Source organism: Mesorhizobium sp. M1399 (genome assembly GCF_040317735.1).
Classification (GTDB): domain Bacteria; phylum Pseudomonadota; class Alphaproteobacteria; order Rhizobiales; family Rhizobiaceae; genus Mesorhizobium.
Window position 1 is genome coordinate 386,232 of record NZ_JAMYKZ010000004.1, and the last position, 13,365, is coordinate 399,596.

Below are 13,365 nucleotides of genomic sequence, written 5' to 3' on the forward strand. Positions count from 1 at the left end.
GTGAAGAACGTTCTCTTCGTCTGCAGCCAGAATCGCTTGCGCAGCCCGACGGCGGAGCAGGTGTTTTCCGGTCGCAGGGACATCGAGGTCGCTTCGGCCGGCACCAATCACGATGCCGACACTCCGTTGACGCACGAACTTGTCGCCTGGGCCGATATCATCTTCGTGATGGAAAAGGCGCACCGCGGCAAACTGCAGCAGAAATTCAGGGCCAGTCTAAGGAAGGCTCGGGTGATCTGCCTCGATATTCCCGACGACTATGAATTCATGGACCCGGAACTGGTCCGGTTGCTGGCGGTGAAGGTATCGCGATATCTCTGAAGGCTGTCGCGCTACTGCGCCTTCGTCATCCTCGGGCTTGACCCGAGGATCCATGCCGCTACCCTTGTCGAAGAATGCTGCGGTAGAATAATTCTGAACTGTCGAAACGCTTGAATATTACGGCATGGATCCGGGTGTCTGCGCCGCGTCGCTGCGCTCCTTGCTCCGTCCCAGGATGACGAAAAGAGGATCAAGCGTCGTGCTTGAAACGACGCTTGCCGCGGTCCTTCTCGGCATGCGCTTCTCCGGAGCGGGTCTGCTTGATCTCGCTCTTGTCGCGCGGGGCAGAATGCTGGTCGCCTGTGGGATGTGATGCTGCGCCATCGCGGGCGCTTTTTGTTTCGAGACGGGTGATGAAAATATCGAAGCGATTGGGCATCGTCCGGTCAGTGCTCCGTCGTGCTGTCGGTTTCGGTTACGGGCTTGCTCTCTGCCAATGGCTGGCGTGCGAGCGGTTTCCTGGCCTCGCCATCCGCGTTGCCACGCAGGCTCTTGTCGCCTGGCGCGGCGAAGCGCTTGCGGCCGGCATAATAGGGTTCGAAAACGTCCTGTATCGTCAGGCTGTCCATCCTGCTCCTCCCGAGATCAGGGTTAAAATTCGCCGGCAACGGTTTCGTTCCCTACTATGGCAAAGGCATGGCGGCCGGTTCACGTCGGGACCCCGTTTGGAACCGGGCGTTTGCAACCCAGGCTTTTGCAACCAGGCGTGAGCCGTGCCAAACAGGGTCGAACGGAGTTGTGCAGGTGACCGGCGAATTGGCCAAACGCAGTTATGTGGTCGGGCAGACCGAGATCGCCGCCCGGCCGCTCGAGCCGGCGCTCTATCTGGTGGCTACGCCGATCGGCAATCTCGCCGACATCACGCTGCGCGCGCTGGAAACGCTCGCCGCCGCAGATATCGTCGCCTGCGAGGACACGCGTGTTTCGCGCGTCCTGCTCGACCGCTACGGCATCCGCCGCCGCACCACCGCCTATCACGAGCACAATGCCGCCGAGGCCGGGCCGAAGCTGATCGCGGCACTGCTGGCCGGGCAGAGCGTAGCGCTGATCTCTGATGCCGGCACACCGCTCATCTCCGATCCCGGCTACCGGCTGGTTGGCGAGGCGCTGGAACGCGGCATTCGTGTCGTGCCGATCCCCGGACCGTCGGCGCCACTTGCCGCTCTGACGGCATCCGGCCTGCCTTCGGACGCCTTTCTGTTTGCCGGCTTCCTGCCGGTGAAGACCGGCCAGCGGCTGACGCGGCTGGAAGCGCTGAAGGCGGTGCCGGCAACGTTGATCTTCTTCGAATCGCCGCGCCGGCTGGCCGAGACGCTCAGTGCCATGGTCGAGGTGCTGGGCGGCGCCCGCAAGGCGGCGATCGGCCGCGAGTTGACCAAGACTTTCGAGGAGATGCGGACCGGCACCCTGCAGTCACTCGCCGGCCATTACGCGGCAGCCGATACGCCTAAGGGCGAAATCGTCATCTGCGTCGGCCCGGCCGATGCGGTCGCTGATGAGCCTGAAGACATCGACCGGCTGCTGCTTTCGCTGGCGGCCGAGATGCCGGCCTCCAAGGCGGCGGCGGAAGCCGCCAAGATGACGGGTGGCCAAAAACAGACGCTCTACCGACGGCTGCTCGACCTCAGGAATGCCGGAAGAGACGGGGCCGGCGGAGACCGCGATGGCTGAACGGCGGAGCGCCAGCCGGCAAAAGGCCTACCGGCGCGGCCATCACGGTGAATGGCTGGCGGCGGCGGCGCTGATGCTGAAGGGCTACCGGATTCTTGCCCGCCGCCACCGTACCAGGTTTGGCGAGATCGACCTGATCGCGCGGCGTGGCGATTTGGTGCTGATCGTCGAGGTCAAGGCACGCCGTACGCTGATCGAGGCGATGGAGGCCGTCGGCCGCGAATCGGAGCGCCGCATCGAAGGCGCGGCCGATTTCTGGCTGTCGCGCCAATCCGGCTACGGAAAATTATCGGTGCGCTTCGACATGGTGGCGGTATTGCCGTGGCGCTGGCCGGTGCATGTCGAGAACGTTTTTTACGGGGGGAACTAGGTCATTCCCGAAGTGGGGTCGGTTTTGCCGCGATCTCCGGTTCAGATTCGATTGCCTGTCGTCTCGTCGATGGGAACAAGCAAGTAGCGCCATTTGCCGCCTGGATCATGTGCCGACGCTCACCTGGATTCGCTCAATCGATCGGTTTGTCGACCTGGTCTCCGCCCAGCACTGACTGGAACAAAAGCGTTCCTGCGTTGTTCTCCAACCGTCCTGATGTTCGACGGGCTGGTTCAAATGCCGATCAGGGCAGTCCTCGTGGCAGGCGTGCGAGGACAAGGGATGGCGAGGCAAATGGATCCTGACGATCTCAACCAGGAACGGATCGTCACCGTGTTCGGCGGAACTGGCTTTCTCGGGCGCAGGATCGTGACGCGGCTCCTGGAAAGGGGTTTCACGGTGCGCGCCGCATCTCGCCATCCGGCTCGCGTGGCCCTGGTCTTTTCCTCGATTACAAGGATGCCCGAAGCAGTCGAGGCGGATATATTGGATGCGTCCTCGATTGGGTCGGCCATTACCGGATCACAGGCGGTCGTGAATGCTATCAGTCTTTACGTCGAGCAGGGCGTCCAGACCTTTGAACGCGTCCATGTGAAAGCCGCGGCCGATCTCGCTGCCGTGTCGCGCAAGGTCGAGATCGATCAGTTCGTCCAGATTTCAGGGATCGGCTCCGATCCTCAATCGGATTCGAATTATATAAGGGCACGTGGGCGCGGAGAAGTTGCCGTGGGAAACGCATTTCCCGGCGCTTTCATTGTGCGTCCCGCCGTCATGACAGGACCTGACGACGCTTTCCTCACGACCATTGTGAGGCTGATACGCCTCCTGCCGGTCTATCCGCTGTTCGGCGATGGTGGCACACGGCTTCAGCCGGTCTATGTGGCCGACGTCGCGGAAGCAGTGAGCCGGCTGATCGACGGGCGAAGCCACAAGGGTTCATCCATATTCGAATTCGGGGGCCCGCGTATCTATACCTATAAGGAATTGCTTCGGGAGATCGCCCGACAGCTCGATACGCACGTAAAGCTGATGCCGGTGCCGTTTGCTGTATGGAACGCCTTGGCTGGCGTCGCGGAACTCCTCCCGGCTGCCCCCATAACGCGCAACCAGATCGATCTTATGCGTCAGGATAATGTGGCAGCAATCGACGCGCCGGGCCTGAAGGAACTCGACATCGAGCCGCGGGATATCGACGAGGTGATCCGCGTGATCGAACAGCGCCGTGGCGTAGGCTCGCGCTCGTCTCCGCCTTAGGACGGCCCTCTGATCCTGGCGGGAACCTATCGCCGCGCGACAGGTTGGTCGAGCTTGAAGCCAATGAAAGAAGGAAAAGAACCATGGCCAGATGCGATCAATGCGGGAATGACTACGACAAGGCTTTCAAAGTGACGATGGCCGAGGAGACCTACACATTCGACAGCTTCGAATGCGCGGTCCAGAAACTTGCTCCGACGTGTCCGCATTGCGGATGCCGGATCATCGGACATGGCGTCGAACAGGATGACATCATCTACTGCTGCGCACATTGCGCCGCTGAGGAAGGTGCGAGCGCGCTGACCGATCGCGCGCCTTGATGCACCTCCTTTGGCGTCTCCAGGGCGACCATTCCGAATGACTGCGCCGGCTCATCCCCATATGGCCAGTGCTGTCAGCCCGACGACGACCAGCCGAGGTCCAGACGCGCCGAGGTCAAGGCCGCCGCACCTGGACAAGTCGCTCCACAATGCCAGCCACCTCCTCTGGAATGGCCGGTATGGTGCCCGATTTCCGTGTCGACCCGAAATCGAGGCCGGCGAAAAAGAGACCTGGAACAGCGCCGACGCCATCCTCGTGGACGGGCTGGCCGGCCGCATCGAGCGCGCCAGGAAGCCGGACCCATGAGAAATCGCCGGTGAAACCCGTGCACCAGATCACTGATCTGATGCCGCTCGCCGTCCAGTCGAGGGAGCGGATCGGAGGATCGGGCAAGCGCGGGGCAACCGTCTCGGCTGGATCATCCTCGGCCAGGGGCGCATCGAGGCCGGCGCGCTCAATGTACTCGTCGACCAGGCGCTTGGCATTCGCCGAAACCTCGTCGGCAAATCGCATATGGTCGTCGAGTTCGTCGCCGAAGACGAGGCTGCCATTCTCCACGCCCCTGAAGCGGCCGAGCAGCACCACGCCCTGTGCACCCAGCGATTGCAGGCTGATTGTATGGGTCGCGCCGACCAGCGCGCGGGCCTGCAGCTTGCCGGAGGGGAGGACGAGTTCCTTGCGCGGAACGTCGAGAAAACCGGACAGCGTCAGCCATTTAAGTATGTTGCCCCCGCGGTAGCGCCGCACCCAACGGCCGTTGCGGCTGGTCGCCAAAAAGACCGCACGTCCGGCCACCGCCAGATCCTCGGCGATCTGGCCGCCCGACTGGCCGCTGCCGACCACCAGCACCGCGCCATTCTCGAACTCGGCCGGGTTGCGATAAGCCGAAGAATCGACTTGGCGAACTGCCGCCGGCAAGTCCGCCGACCCTGGTGGCCGGACCTGTCGGTTCTGGTCGCCGGTGGCGATCACCACATTGCGCGCCAGAAGCACGCCACGAGCCGCCGTAGTGACGCGAAAGATCCCATCGTCTCTCGTCAGCTCTTGAACCGGAGTTTGGGTGCTTACCGGCAGGCGGTGCCGCTCGGCATAGCCTTCGAGATACGCGACAAATTCATGGTGGGTTATCGCGCCCCAGGGCTCCGGCCCCTCGTAGGAATCACCGGGTAAGATGGAGCGAATGGTCGGCGAATTCAGTCGAAACGAATTCCATCGCTGCGTTCGCCACGTTTCGCCGATCCGGCCTCGATCGAGCACACGGTGGTCGCGGCCCTGCCGTTTCAAGAAGTAGCTGACGCCGAGCCCCGCCGGACCGGCGCCAATAACGAGGGCGTCAAGAACTTCGCTCATGCATTCCCCCTGCCAACCATACGTCCACAAGATCGTATGGCTCGGCTTCGGGCAAGAACAGAGTTCCGGCTGGGATTGCGCTATCCGCGCCGGCTCACCCCCAGATTGCCAGCCCCGCCAGGCCGACGATGCCCACGACCAGCCGCCACCAGCCGAACAGCGCATAGCCATGGCGCGAGACATAGTCGAGCAGGAAGCGCACGACGATTAGCGCGGTGACGAAGGCGGCGACGAAGCCGACGGCGATGATAGGCAGGTCGGCACTGCTCAGCACATTGCGGTTCTTGAACAGGTCGAAGGCGAAGGCGCCGACCATGGTCGGGATGGCAAGGAAGAAGGAGAATTCCGCCGCCGCCCGTTTGTCGACCCCGAGCAGCAGCGCGCCGACGATGGTCGAACCCGAGCGCGATGTGCCGGGGATCAGCGACAAGCACTGGAACAGCCCGATCTGCAGATAGAGCCTGGTCGGGAACCGCTCGACATCGTGGTAATATGGCTTCGGCTTCATGCGATCGACCAGCAGCAGGATGACGCCGCCGATGATCAGCATGATGCAGATCAGCCGCGGCGATTCGAACAGCACCGTCTTGATGAAATCATGCGCCAGCGCGCCGACTACGGCCGCCGGCAGGAACGCGATGAGAATGCCAAGGACGAAATGCCGCGTCAGCCGATCGTATGGCAGTTCGAGCAGCATCTTCCAGAGCCGGTGGAAATAGACGCTGAGGATCGCCAATATGGCGCCGAGCTGGATCAGGATCTCGAAGGCCTTGCCGGTCGAATGAAAGCCGAGGAAATGGCCGGCGAGCAGGATATGACCGGTCGAAGACACCGGAATAAACTCGGTCAGGCCCTCGAGCATGCCGAGCAGCAGTGCTTCGACGACGGTCTGGCTTTCCATGGCAACCTCGGCGTTGGAGGGAGGGCTTGAGAAAACGGCTTGCTTGTCACGGCGCGGAACTCCCCCTATAGGTCGCAGCACCCTGACAGCCCCTGAATCGGGCGGCCAAGACTTACCGGCGCAGCCGGCGATTTGCCAGTGCGCTCTATTATCGCGGGACCATGCTAACGCTTTTCCACCATCCGATGTTCGCCAGCTGCCGCTTCGTCCGCCTCGCCTTTGGCGAGTATGGCGAGGAACTGGCACTGATCGAAGAGAAGCCGTGGACGCGGCGCAAGGAGTTCCTGGCGCTGAACCCGGCCGGCACGCTGCCGATCCTGCTTGCCGAGGGCGACGTGCCGATTGTTGGCGCAGTGGTCATTGCCGAATATCTCGACGAGACGCGCGGCGTACTCAAGCGCGACAAGCGGCTATTCGCCGAAGACCCGATGGAACGCGCCGAAATCCGCCGGCTGACCGACTGGTACCTCAACAAGGCGGAAAGCGAGGTTACCCGGCATCTGGTGCGCGAGCGCGTTCTGAAGCCGGTCATGCCGGAAACAGCGGGCGGCGGCTCGCCCGATTCGGCGGCGATCCGCGCCGCCCGCGCCAATATCCGCCAGCACATGAAATACACCAACTGGCTGGCCGGCACCCGTCATTGGCTGGCCGGCAACAAGGTCACCTATGCCGATCTCGCGGCGGCGGCGGCACTGTCGGTGCTCGACTATCTCGGCGAGATCGACTGGCGCGAACACAGCGCCGCGCGCGAATGGTATACAAGGGTGAAATCACGGCCTTCGTTCCGGCCGCTTCTGTCCGACCGGGTGCGTGGCCTGTCGCCGGTGTCACATTATGCGGACCTCGATTTCTGATACGGCAAAGCTGCGCGCGCTGATCGACCGCGAGGCGCGGAACGCCGGCTTTGACGCCGTCGCCGTCACAACGCCCGATGCGATTCCGCGGGCGCCGGAACGGCTGGCCGAATTCGTTGCCGACGGCTTTCACGGCTCGATGGGCTGGATTGCCGAAACGCTCGAGCGGCGAGGCAAACCAGCGGCGCTCTGGCCAGAGGTCCGCTCGATCATCGTGCTGGCGATGAATTACGGCCCCGACCGCGACCCGCGCGACATCCTGGCAAAACGCGATCGCGGCGCGATCTCCGCCTATGCGCAGAACCGCGATTATCATGACGTCATGAAAGGCCGGCTGAAGGCGATCGCCGGCAAGCTTGTTGCGCGCGCCGGCGGCGACGTCAAAGTGTTTGTCGACACCGCGCCGGTGATGGAAAAGCCGCTGGCCGAGGCGGCCGGCCTCGGTTGGCAAGGCAAGCACACCAACCTGGTCAGCCGCGCCCATGGTTCCTGGCTGTTCCTCGGCACCATCTTCACGACGGCCGAGCTGGTGCCGGGCGCGCCTGAGGACGATCATTGCGGCTCCTGCCGCGCCTGTCTCGACGCCTGCCCGACGGACGCCTTTCCGGCGCCTTACCGGCTCGATGCGCGGCGCTGCATTTCATACCTCACCATCGAGAACAAAGGACCGATCCCACATGAGTTCCGGGAAAAGATCGGCAATCGCATCTATGGCTGCGACGACTGCCTGGCCGCCTGTCCGTGGAACAAGTTCGCCCAAGCTGCCTCCGAGGCTAAGCTTGCCGCCCGCGCGGACTTGCGCGAACCGCCGCTCGCCGAGCTGCTTTGCCTGAACGACGCTGCCTTCCGCGCGCTTTTTTCGGGCTCGCCGGTCAAGCGCATCGGCCGCGACCGTTTTATCCGCAACGTGCTGATCGCGGCCGGCAATTCCCAGGACTTGTCGCTGGCCGGCGCCGTCCGCGCGCTGCTCGACGATGCCTCGCCGCTGGTTCGCGGCGCCGCGGTATGGGCGCTGTCGCGGCTAGTGCCGGGTCAGGAATTTGCCGAACGTGCCGCAGCCGCTTTGCAAGTAGAAGGTGACGAGGCGGTAAGAGGCGAATGGCTTCTGGCCCTGCCAAAGCCGATCGAGGCCCATACATGACAAAAAAGCAGATTTTCATCTTCGGCGCCGGTTATTCGGGCAGGGCCTTCGCCGGCGCCAACAGGGATGCCGACACAACGATCTTCGGTACAACACGGTCGCTGGAAAAATTCGCGGCGCTGCGGCAAGCCGGTATCGTGCCGCTGCGTTTCGATGGCACGCTGACTTCCGAAATCGGCGATGCGCTTGGGAAGACAACCCATCTCGTCGTCTCGGTCGCGCCGGACGAGGCCGGCGACCCGGTGCTGGGCGCGGCACGCGAGGTGATCGTGGCCAACATGCCGGAGCTCGAATGGATCGCCTATCTCTCCACCGTCGGCGTCTATGGCGACCATGGCGGCAACTGGGTGGACGAGGCCGCCGAATGCCGGCCGTTGTCGAAGCGGTCGGTGATGCGTGTCGCAGCCGAGCAGGATTGGCTGCAACTGGGCCACGACATCCACCGGCCGGTGGCGATCCTGCGGCTTTCCGGCATTTATGGGCCGGGCCGCAACGCCCTGGTCAATCTCGAAAACGGCACCGCCCGGCGACTGGTCAAGCCGGGCCAGGTGTTCAACCGCATCCATTGCGACGATATTGCCGGCGCTCTCTGGCATCTAGCCGAAGGCGATCGCGGCGGCATCTTCAACGTCACCGACGACCTGCCGGCGCCGCCGCAGGACGTCGTCGCCTATGCCGCCAGGTTGATGGGCATCGAGCCGCCGCCCGAAATTCCGTTCGAGACCGCCCAACTTTCGCCCATGGCGCGGTCCTTCTATGGCGAGAACAAGCGTGTCGCCAACGCGGCGATCAAGGCGGCCGGCTATGGCTTTCGCTTCCCCGACTACCGCTCGGCTCTCGACGCCATGTGGGCGAGCGGCGACTGGCGCGACGGCGAGGCGCGCAGTCCGATGAAACGGTCGTGATCGATACGTTGCGCGGGGCGTGGTATGATGCGGTTCAAATCGCGGAGGGGTCCAGCTTGGGGAAGACGTTAAAGCGAGCCTTGCCGGGAAAAACACTGCTGCTGACGGCAGCACTGGCCGTCGCCGGCCTAACGCTTGCCGCGCAAACGGCGAGCGCCGAGCAACGGGCAAAAGAGCTGTTCGGCGCCAAAAAGCTGCCGGCACTCGCAGCAGCGCAATCGATCGGCTTTTATTCCAAAGGCTGTTTTTCCGGCGGCGTCGCGCTGCCCATGGACGGCCGGCACTGGGAGGTGATGCGACCGTCGCGCAACCGCCGTTGGGGCCATCCGGCGATGATCGCGATGATCGAGAAACTATCGCGCGATGCCGCGGCCGACGGCTGGCCCGGCCTGTTGATCGGCGACATCTCGCAACCGCGCGGCGGGCCGATGCTGAGCGGCCATGCCTCGCACCAGATCGGCCTCGACGCCGACATCTGGCTAACGCCGATGCCCGACCGCAAGCTTTCGACCGAAGAGCGCGAAAACATCAGCGCTACCTTGATGGTCGATGAAAAGACCCATCTGGTAAAGGATGGCCTGTGGACGCCGATGCACACGCGGCTGTTGAGGCGCGCCGCGAGCTATCCCGAAGTCGAGCGCATCCTGGTCAATCCAGGGATCAAGAAGAAGCTCTGCGACACGGTCAAAGGCGACCGCAGCTGGTTGCGCAAGGTCAGGCCGTTCTGGGGCCACGATTACCACTTCCACATTCGTATCGGCTGCCAGCCTGGGTCACCCGACTGCAAGGCGCAGGAAGCGACGGCGCCAGGCGATGGCTGCGACCAGGCGCTGGCCTGGTGGTTCACCGAGGAGCCGTGGCGCCCCAACAAGAATCCGGACAAGCCGAAGGCACGCGACGTGATGACGATGGCGAACCTGCCCAGGCAATGCCAGTTCGTGCTCGACGCGCCGGCTCCGGCCTCGGCGGAAGCAGTCACCTATTATGGCGACGGCGTGCCGATCGCGGCCGTACCCGCTCCCGCGGCAGAGCCTTCGCCGCCGCCGACGGTCGCAGCCGGCGCGGCAGCGCTTCCGGCCTCGGCGAACGCCTTTGTGGCGACCCCCGAGATCCGCATTCCGCTGCCGCGGCCACGACCGGGGCACTGATGCGGGCAGCGTGTTCGCTGTCTGCATCCGTGCATCTCCACTTCGAAAACCGATTTCCCTTTTTGCGGTCATGCGCTAGTCAACGAGAGAACGGCGATACGCGTCGGGAACGGACGAGAGCATGCCAGGCGTAAGCGACGACGACACTCTGTTGCGGTTTCCGATTCTGATCGGCGACATAGGCGGCACCAATGCGCGCTTCTCGATCGTGCTTGACGCGAATTCCGAAGCCGGCGAGCCGACGATCGTCCAGACCGCCAACTTCAATACGATCGACGAGGCGATCCAGTCGGCCGTGCTCGACCGCTCGTCGGTCCGGCCGAATTCAGCTGTGCTGGCGGTAGCCGGTCCTGTCGAAAGCGACGAGATCCCGCTTACCAATTGCCCATGGATCGTCAAGCCGAGACAGATGTTCGCCAGTCTCGGTCTCAGCGACGTCGTGGTGCTCAACGACTTCGAGGCGCAGGCGCTGGCCGTCGTCGCGCTCGGCGAAGAGCATATGGAAAAGATCGGCGGTGACGCGCCGGAACCGAATTCCGGGCGGGTGGTGCTCGGCCCGGGAACCGGGCTCGGCGTCGCCGGGCTGGTCTATGCGCTGCATCACTGGATACCGGTGCCCGGCGAGGGCGGCCATATGGATATCGGCCCGCGCTCGCCGCGCGATTTCCAGGTGTTTCCGCATATCGAGAAGCTCGAGGGCCGCATCTCCGGCGAACAGATCCTGTCCGGGCGCGGCCTAGTCAATGCCTACCGGGCGGTGGCCAAGGCGGACGGCAAGCCGTCGCCCTTTACCACGCCCGCCGAGATCACCGCCGCGGCGCTGGCAAAGAACGATCCGGTAGCCGAAGAGGCGCTGTCGATCTTCGTCACCTGCCTGGGGCGCACCGCCGGCGATCTCGCTCTGGTGTTCATGAGCCGCGGCGGCGTGTTTCTCACCGGCGGCATCGCGCAAAAAATCCTGCCGGCACTGCGCACCGGCAATTTCCGCGCCGCCTTCGAGGACAAGGCGCCGCATAGCGCCCTGATGCGCAGCATGCCGGTCTATGTCATCACCCATCCGCTAGCGGCGCTTTTAGGGCTGGTCGCCTATGCCAGAAATCCGTCGCTGTTCGGCGTGCAGACGGCGGGGCGGCGCTGGCGGGTCTAGGACACACGCTGCGCCGCGACGAAGTTTCGCCGTCCCCGGCCATAGGCAAGCCGCCATTGGGGCGTTAAGAGGTTGCCGAATTGCAGCCCGGCCGAACCGAAACCACAAAGCGCTCCAACTTGACACTTCCAGCACCAACCAAAGGGAAAGTCCGTCCCAGCGAGATCGTGGCGGTGATCCGCCGCATCATCGCCGAGAACAGCCGCGACTATCGCTGGTACTATGCTCTTGCCGTGCTGTGCCTGGTGACGATCGCGGCGACGACCGCCTTCACAGCCTGGATCATGAAGGATGTCATCGATCAGATCTTCTACCAACAGCGCGGCGATCTTATCGCGCTGATCAGCGTGTCGATCCTGGCCGCCTTCATGCTGCGCGGGCTGGCCAGCTACGGCCAGGCAGTGACGCTGGCCAAAATCGGCAACAATCTGGTGGCGCGTTATCAGCGCCGCATCTTCGACCATCTGATGAAGCTCGGCGTCAGCTTCTTCAACGACACCCGCTCGGGCCGGCTCGCCGCGCAGATCAACGAGAACGTCAACGGCATCCGCGATCTCCTGTCGATGACGCTGACATCGCTGGCGCGCGATGCCGTGTCGCTTGTCGCGCTGGTCGGCGTCATGATCTGGCAGGACCCGATGCTCTCGGCGATGTCGCTGCTGATCGGCCCGCCTTTGATCTACAGTGTCACCTATCTGATGCGCCGGGTGCGTCGCATCACCCGTGAATCGGTGCAGATCAACTCGCGGCTGATCGGCGCGATGCAGGAAGCGACGCAAGGCATCGCTATCGTCAAGGCCTTCACTCTGGAAGACGAGCTGTCGCGCCGCATCGGCGGCCTCGTCGCGGGCGCCGAGCAGCGGGCAAACAAGATCGCCCGCGTCTCGGAACGGCTGACGCCGATCTCCGAAATGCTGGCCGGCTTCGCCGTCGCCGGCGTCATCGCCTATTCCGGCTACCGGGCGACTGTCGGCGGCCAACCGCCGGGCGCGGTGTTTGCCTTCATCACCGCCCTGCTGCTTGCCTATGACCCCGCCAGGCGGCTGGCGCGTATGCAGGTCGGCATGGAAAAGTCGCTGGTCAATGCGCGCATGATCTACGAGCTTCTCGACCTCGAGCCGCAGCAGGGTGACGTGCCGGGAGCCGCCGAGGCGAAATTCACCTCTGGCGAAGTGCGCTTCAACAATGTGTCCTTCCGCTATGTCGAAGAGGCGCCGGTCCTGCAGGATCTGAGCTTTGTCGCCGCTGCCGGCAAGGTGACTGCCATCGTCGGAGCTTCGGGCGCCGGCAAGACGACGCTGGTTGCGCTGCTGCAGCGCTTCTACGACGTCGAGTCGGGCAGCATCGATATCGATGGCCAGGACATTTCAAAGGTCACCAAGCATTCGCTGCGCGGCTCGATCGCCTATGTTTCGCAGCAGCCTTATCTGTTCGAAGGCACCATCCGCGACAACATCCGCTACGGCAGGCTGAGCGCCACCGCCGCCGAGATTGAACGCGCCGCCCAACAGGCCGCGGCCGACGATTTCATTCGCCAGCAGCCGCAAGGCTACGACACGCCCGTCGGCGAGAACGGCGTGACGCTGTCGGGCGGCCAGCGCCAGCGCGTATCGATTGCCCGCGCCATCGTTCGGCAGGCGCCGATCCTGCTGCTCGACGAAGCCACCTCGGCGCTCGACAACGAGGCCGAGGCCCGCGTCCAGGAAGCGCTGACCCATGTCATGGAAGGGCGCACCACCATTGTCATCGCGCACCGGCTGTCGACGGTGGTCAATGCCGACCATATCATCGTGCTGGAGCAGGGCCGGCTGGTCGAACAGGGCACGCACGCCTCGCTGATGGCCGACCCGCACAGCGTCTATGCGCGGTTTCACCGGGTGCAAGGCAGGAAAGGGCTGGGGCTTGTCGATGACGGCAAGCCAATCCAGAGTGCGGCGCAAAATGCCCGCGCGAAAAAGGTGGTCGGGAGACATTCATGAGTG

15 protein-coding genes are annotated in these 13,365 nt (G+C 63.9%); 11 read left to right on the top strand and 4 right to left on the bottom strand.

Going from position 1 to position 13,365, the window contains the following annotated elements; translation table 11 throughout:
• A complete protein-coding gene (locus tag NKH05_RS09045) occupies positions 1-321 on the top strand; it encodes a low molecular weight protein tyrosine phosphatase family protein (protein ID WP_023718835.1) in 321 nt (106 codons plus the stop codon).
• Between the two features lie 190 nt (positions 322-511).
• Here the strand turns inward: NKH05_RS09045 and NKH05_RS09050 are convergent, their stop codons facing one another.
• On the bottom strand, positions 512-700 hold the full coding sequence (locus NKH05_RS09050) for a hypothetical protein (RefSeq protein WP_023718834.1): 189 nt from the start codon (positions 698-700) through the stop codon (positions 512-514).
• Between the two features lie 7 nt (positions 701-707).
• On the bottom strand, positions 708-890 hold the full coding sequence (locus NKH05_RS09055; protein WP_023718833.1) for a hypothetical protein: 183 nt from the start codon (positions 888-890) through the stop codon (positions 708-710).
• A gap of 175 nt (positions 891-1,065) precedes the next feature.
• Between NKH05_RS09055 and rsmI the strand changes: the two genes are divergently transcribed.
• From rsmI to NKH05_RS09075, 4 genes are all read left to right on the top strand, one after another.
• Positions 1,066-1,992, top strand: a complete 927-nt coding sequence (gene rsmI / locus NKH05_RS09060) for a 16S rRNA (cytidine(1402)-2'-O)-methyltransferase (protein ID WP_352495438.1) — start codon at positions 1,066-1,068, stop codon at positions 1,990-1,992.
• Positions 1,985-2,362: a YraN family protein gene (locus NKH05_RS09065; RefSeq protein WP_353025278.1), complete on the top strand. Its 378-nt coding sequence runs from the start codon at positions 1,985-1,987 to the stop codon at positions 2,360-2,362. Before rsmI ends, NKH05_RS09065 begins: the two co-directional genes overlap by 8 nt.
• Before the next feature lie 216 nt (positions 2,363-2,578).
• Positions 2,579-3,616, top strand: a complete 1,038-nt coding sequence (locus tag NKH05_RS09070) for a complex I NDUFA9 subunit family protein (RefSeq protein WP_352495437.1) — start codon at positions 2,579-2,581, stop codon at positions 3,614-3,616.
• A gap of 44 nt (positions 3,617-3,660) precedes the next feature.
• On the top strand, positions 3,661-3,936 hold the full coding sequence (locus NKH05_RS09075) for a metallothionein (protein WP_352495436.1): 276 nt from the start codon (positions 3,661-3,663) through the stop codon (positions 3,934-3,936).
• 115 nt (positions 3,937-4,051) lie between these two features.
• Here NKH05_RS09075 and NKH05_RS09080 read toward each other — a convergent pair whose 3' ends face one another.
• The gene (locus NKH05_RS09080) at positions 4,052-5,287 is read right to left on the bottom strand and encodes a flavin-containing monooxygenase (RefSeq protein ID WP_352481366.1); all 1,236 of its coding nucleotides are present in this window, start codon (positions 5,285-5,287) and stop codon (positions 4,052-4,054) included.
• A 94-nt stretch (positions 5,288-5,381) separates the two neighbouring features.
• Complete coding sequence (locus NKH05_RS09085) at positions 5,382-6,188, bottom strand: undecaprenyl-diphosphate phosphatase (protein ID WP_023718827.1); 807 nt, start codon at positions 6,186-6,188, stop codon at positions 5,382-5,384.
• Positions 6,189-6,349: 161 nt separating this feature from the next.
• Here NKH05_RS09085 and NKH05_RS09090 point away from each other — a divergent pair, with 161 nt between their 5' ends.
• The 6 genes from NKH05_RS09090 (at position 6,350) to NKH05_RS09115 (ending at position 13,362) form a co-directional block, all read left to right on the top strand.
• The gene (locus NKH05_RS09090; RefSeq protein WP_023678968.1) at positions 6,350-7,042 is read left to right on the top strand and encodes a glutathione S-transferase family protein; all 693 of its coding nucleotides are present in this window, start codon (positions 6,350-6,352) and stop codon (positions 7,040-7,042) included.
• Positions 7,023-8,183, top strand: a complete 1,161-nt coding sequence (gene queG / locus NKH05_RS09095; protein ID WP_023718826.1) for a tRNA epoxyqueuosine(34) reductase QueG — start codon at positions 7,023-7,025, stop codon at positions 8,181-8,183. Before NKH05_RS09090 ends, queG begins: the two co-directional genes overlap by 20 nt.
• Positions 8,180-9,088, top strand: coding sequence for an SDR family oxidoreductase (locus NKH05_RS09100; protein ID WP_352495433.1), 909 nt, complete (start codon positions 8,180-8,182; stop codon positions 9,086-9,088). Before queG ends, NKH05_RS09100 begins: the two co-directional genes overlap by 4 nt.
• A gap of 56 nt (positions 9,089-9,144) precedes the next feature.
• Complete coding sequence (gene mepA, locus NKH05_RS09105; RefSeq protein WP_031193975.1) at positions 9,145-10,236, top strand: penicillin-insensitive murein endopeptidase; 1,092 nt, start codon at positions 9,145-9,147, stop codon at positions 10,234-10,236.
• A 121-nt stretch (positions 10,237-10,357) separates the two neighbouring features.
• The gene (locus NKH05_RS09110) at positions 10,358-11,383 is read left to right on the top strand and encodes a glucokinase (protein ID WP_352856636.1); all 1,026 of its coding nucleotides are present in this window, start codon (positions 10,358-10,360) and stop codon (positions 11,381-11,383) included.
• 119 nt (positions 11,384-11,502) lie between these two features.
• On the top strand, positions 11,503-13,362 hold the full coding sequence (locus NKH05_RS09115) for an ABC transporter ATP-binding protein (protein ID WP_352495431.1): 1,860 nt from the start codon (positions 11,503-11,505) through the stop codon (positions 13,360-13,362).
• Positions 13,363-13,365 lie beyond the last annotated feature (3 nt).

Excerpts from the sequence above, each read along its gene's own strand:
- NKH05_RS09065 (WP_353025278.1), top strand. The coding sequence starts at position 1,985 with ATGGCTGAACGGCGGAGCGCCAGCCGGCAAAAGGCCTACCGGCGCGGC.
- queG (WP_023718826.1), top strand. The coding sequence starts at position 7,023 with ATGCGGACCTCGATTTCTGATACGGCAAAGCTGCGCGCGCTGATCGAC.
- NKH05_RS09050 (WP_023718834.1), bottom strand. The coding sequence starts at position 700 with ATGCCCAATCGCTTCGATATTTTCATCACCCGTCTCGAAACAAAAAGC.
- NKH05_RS09080 (WP_352481366.1), bottom strand. The coding sequence starts at position 5,287 with ATGAGCGAAGTTCTTGACGCCCTCGTTATTGGCGCCGGTCCGGCGGGG.
- NKH05_RS09110 (WP_352856636.1), top strand. The coding sequence starts at position 10,358 with ATGCCAGGCGTAAGCGACGACGACACTCTGTTGCGGTTTCCGATTCTG.
- NKH05_RS09100 (WP_352495433.1), top strand. The coding sequence starts at position 8,180 with ATGACAAAAAAGCAGATTTTCATCTTCGGCGCCGGTTATTCGGGCAGG.
- NKH05_RS09090 (WP_023678968.1), top strand. The coding sequence starts at position 6,350 with ATGCTAACGCTTTTCCACCATCCGATGTTCGCCAGCTGCCGCTTCGTC.
- NKH05_RS09070 (WP_352495437.1), top strand. The coding sequence starts at position 2,579 with ATGTTCGACGGGCTGGTTCAAATGCCGATCAGGGCAGTCCTCGTGGCA.
- NKH05_RS09055 (WP_023718833.1), bottom strand. The coding sequence starts at position 890 with ATGGACAGCCTGACGATACAGGACGTTTTCGAACCCTATTATGCCGGC.
- NKH05_RS09085 (WP_023718827.1), bottom strand. The coding sequence starts at position 6,188 with ATGGAAAGCCAGACCGTCGTCGAAGCACTGCTGCTCGGCATGCTCGAG.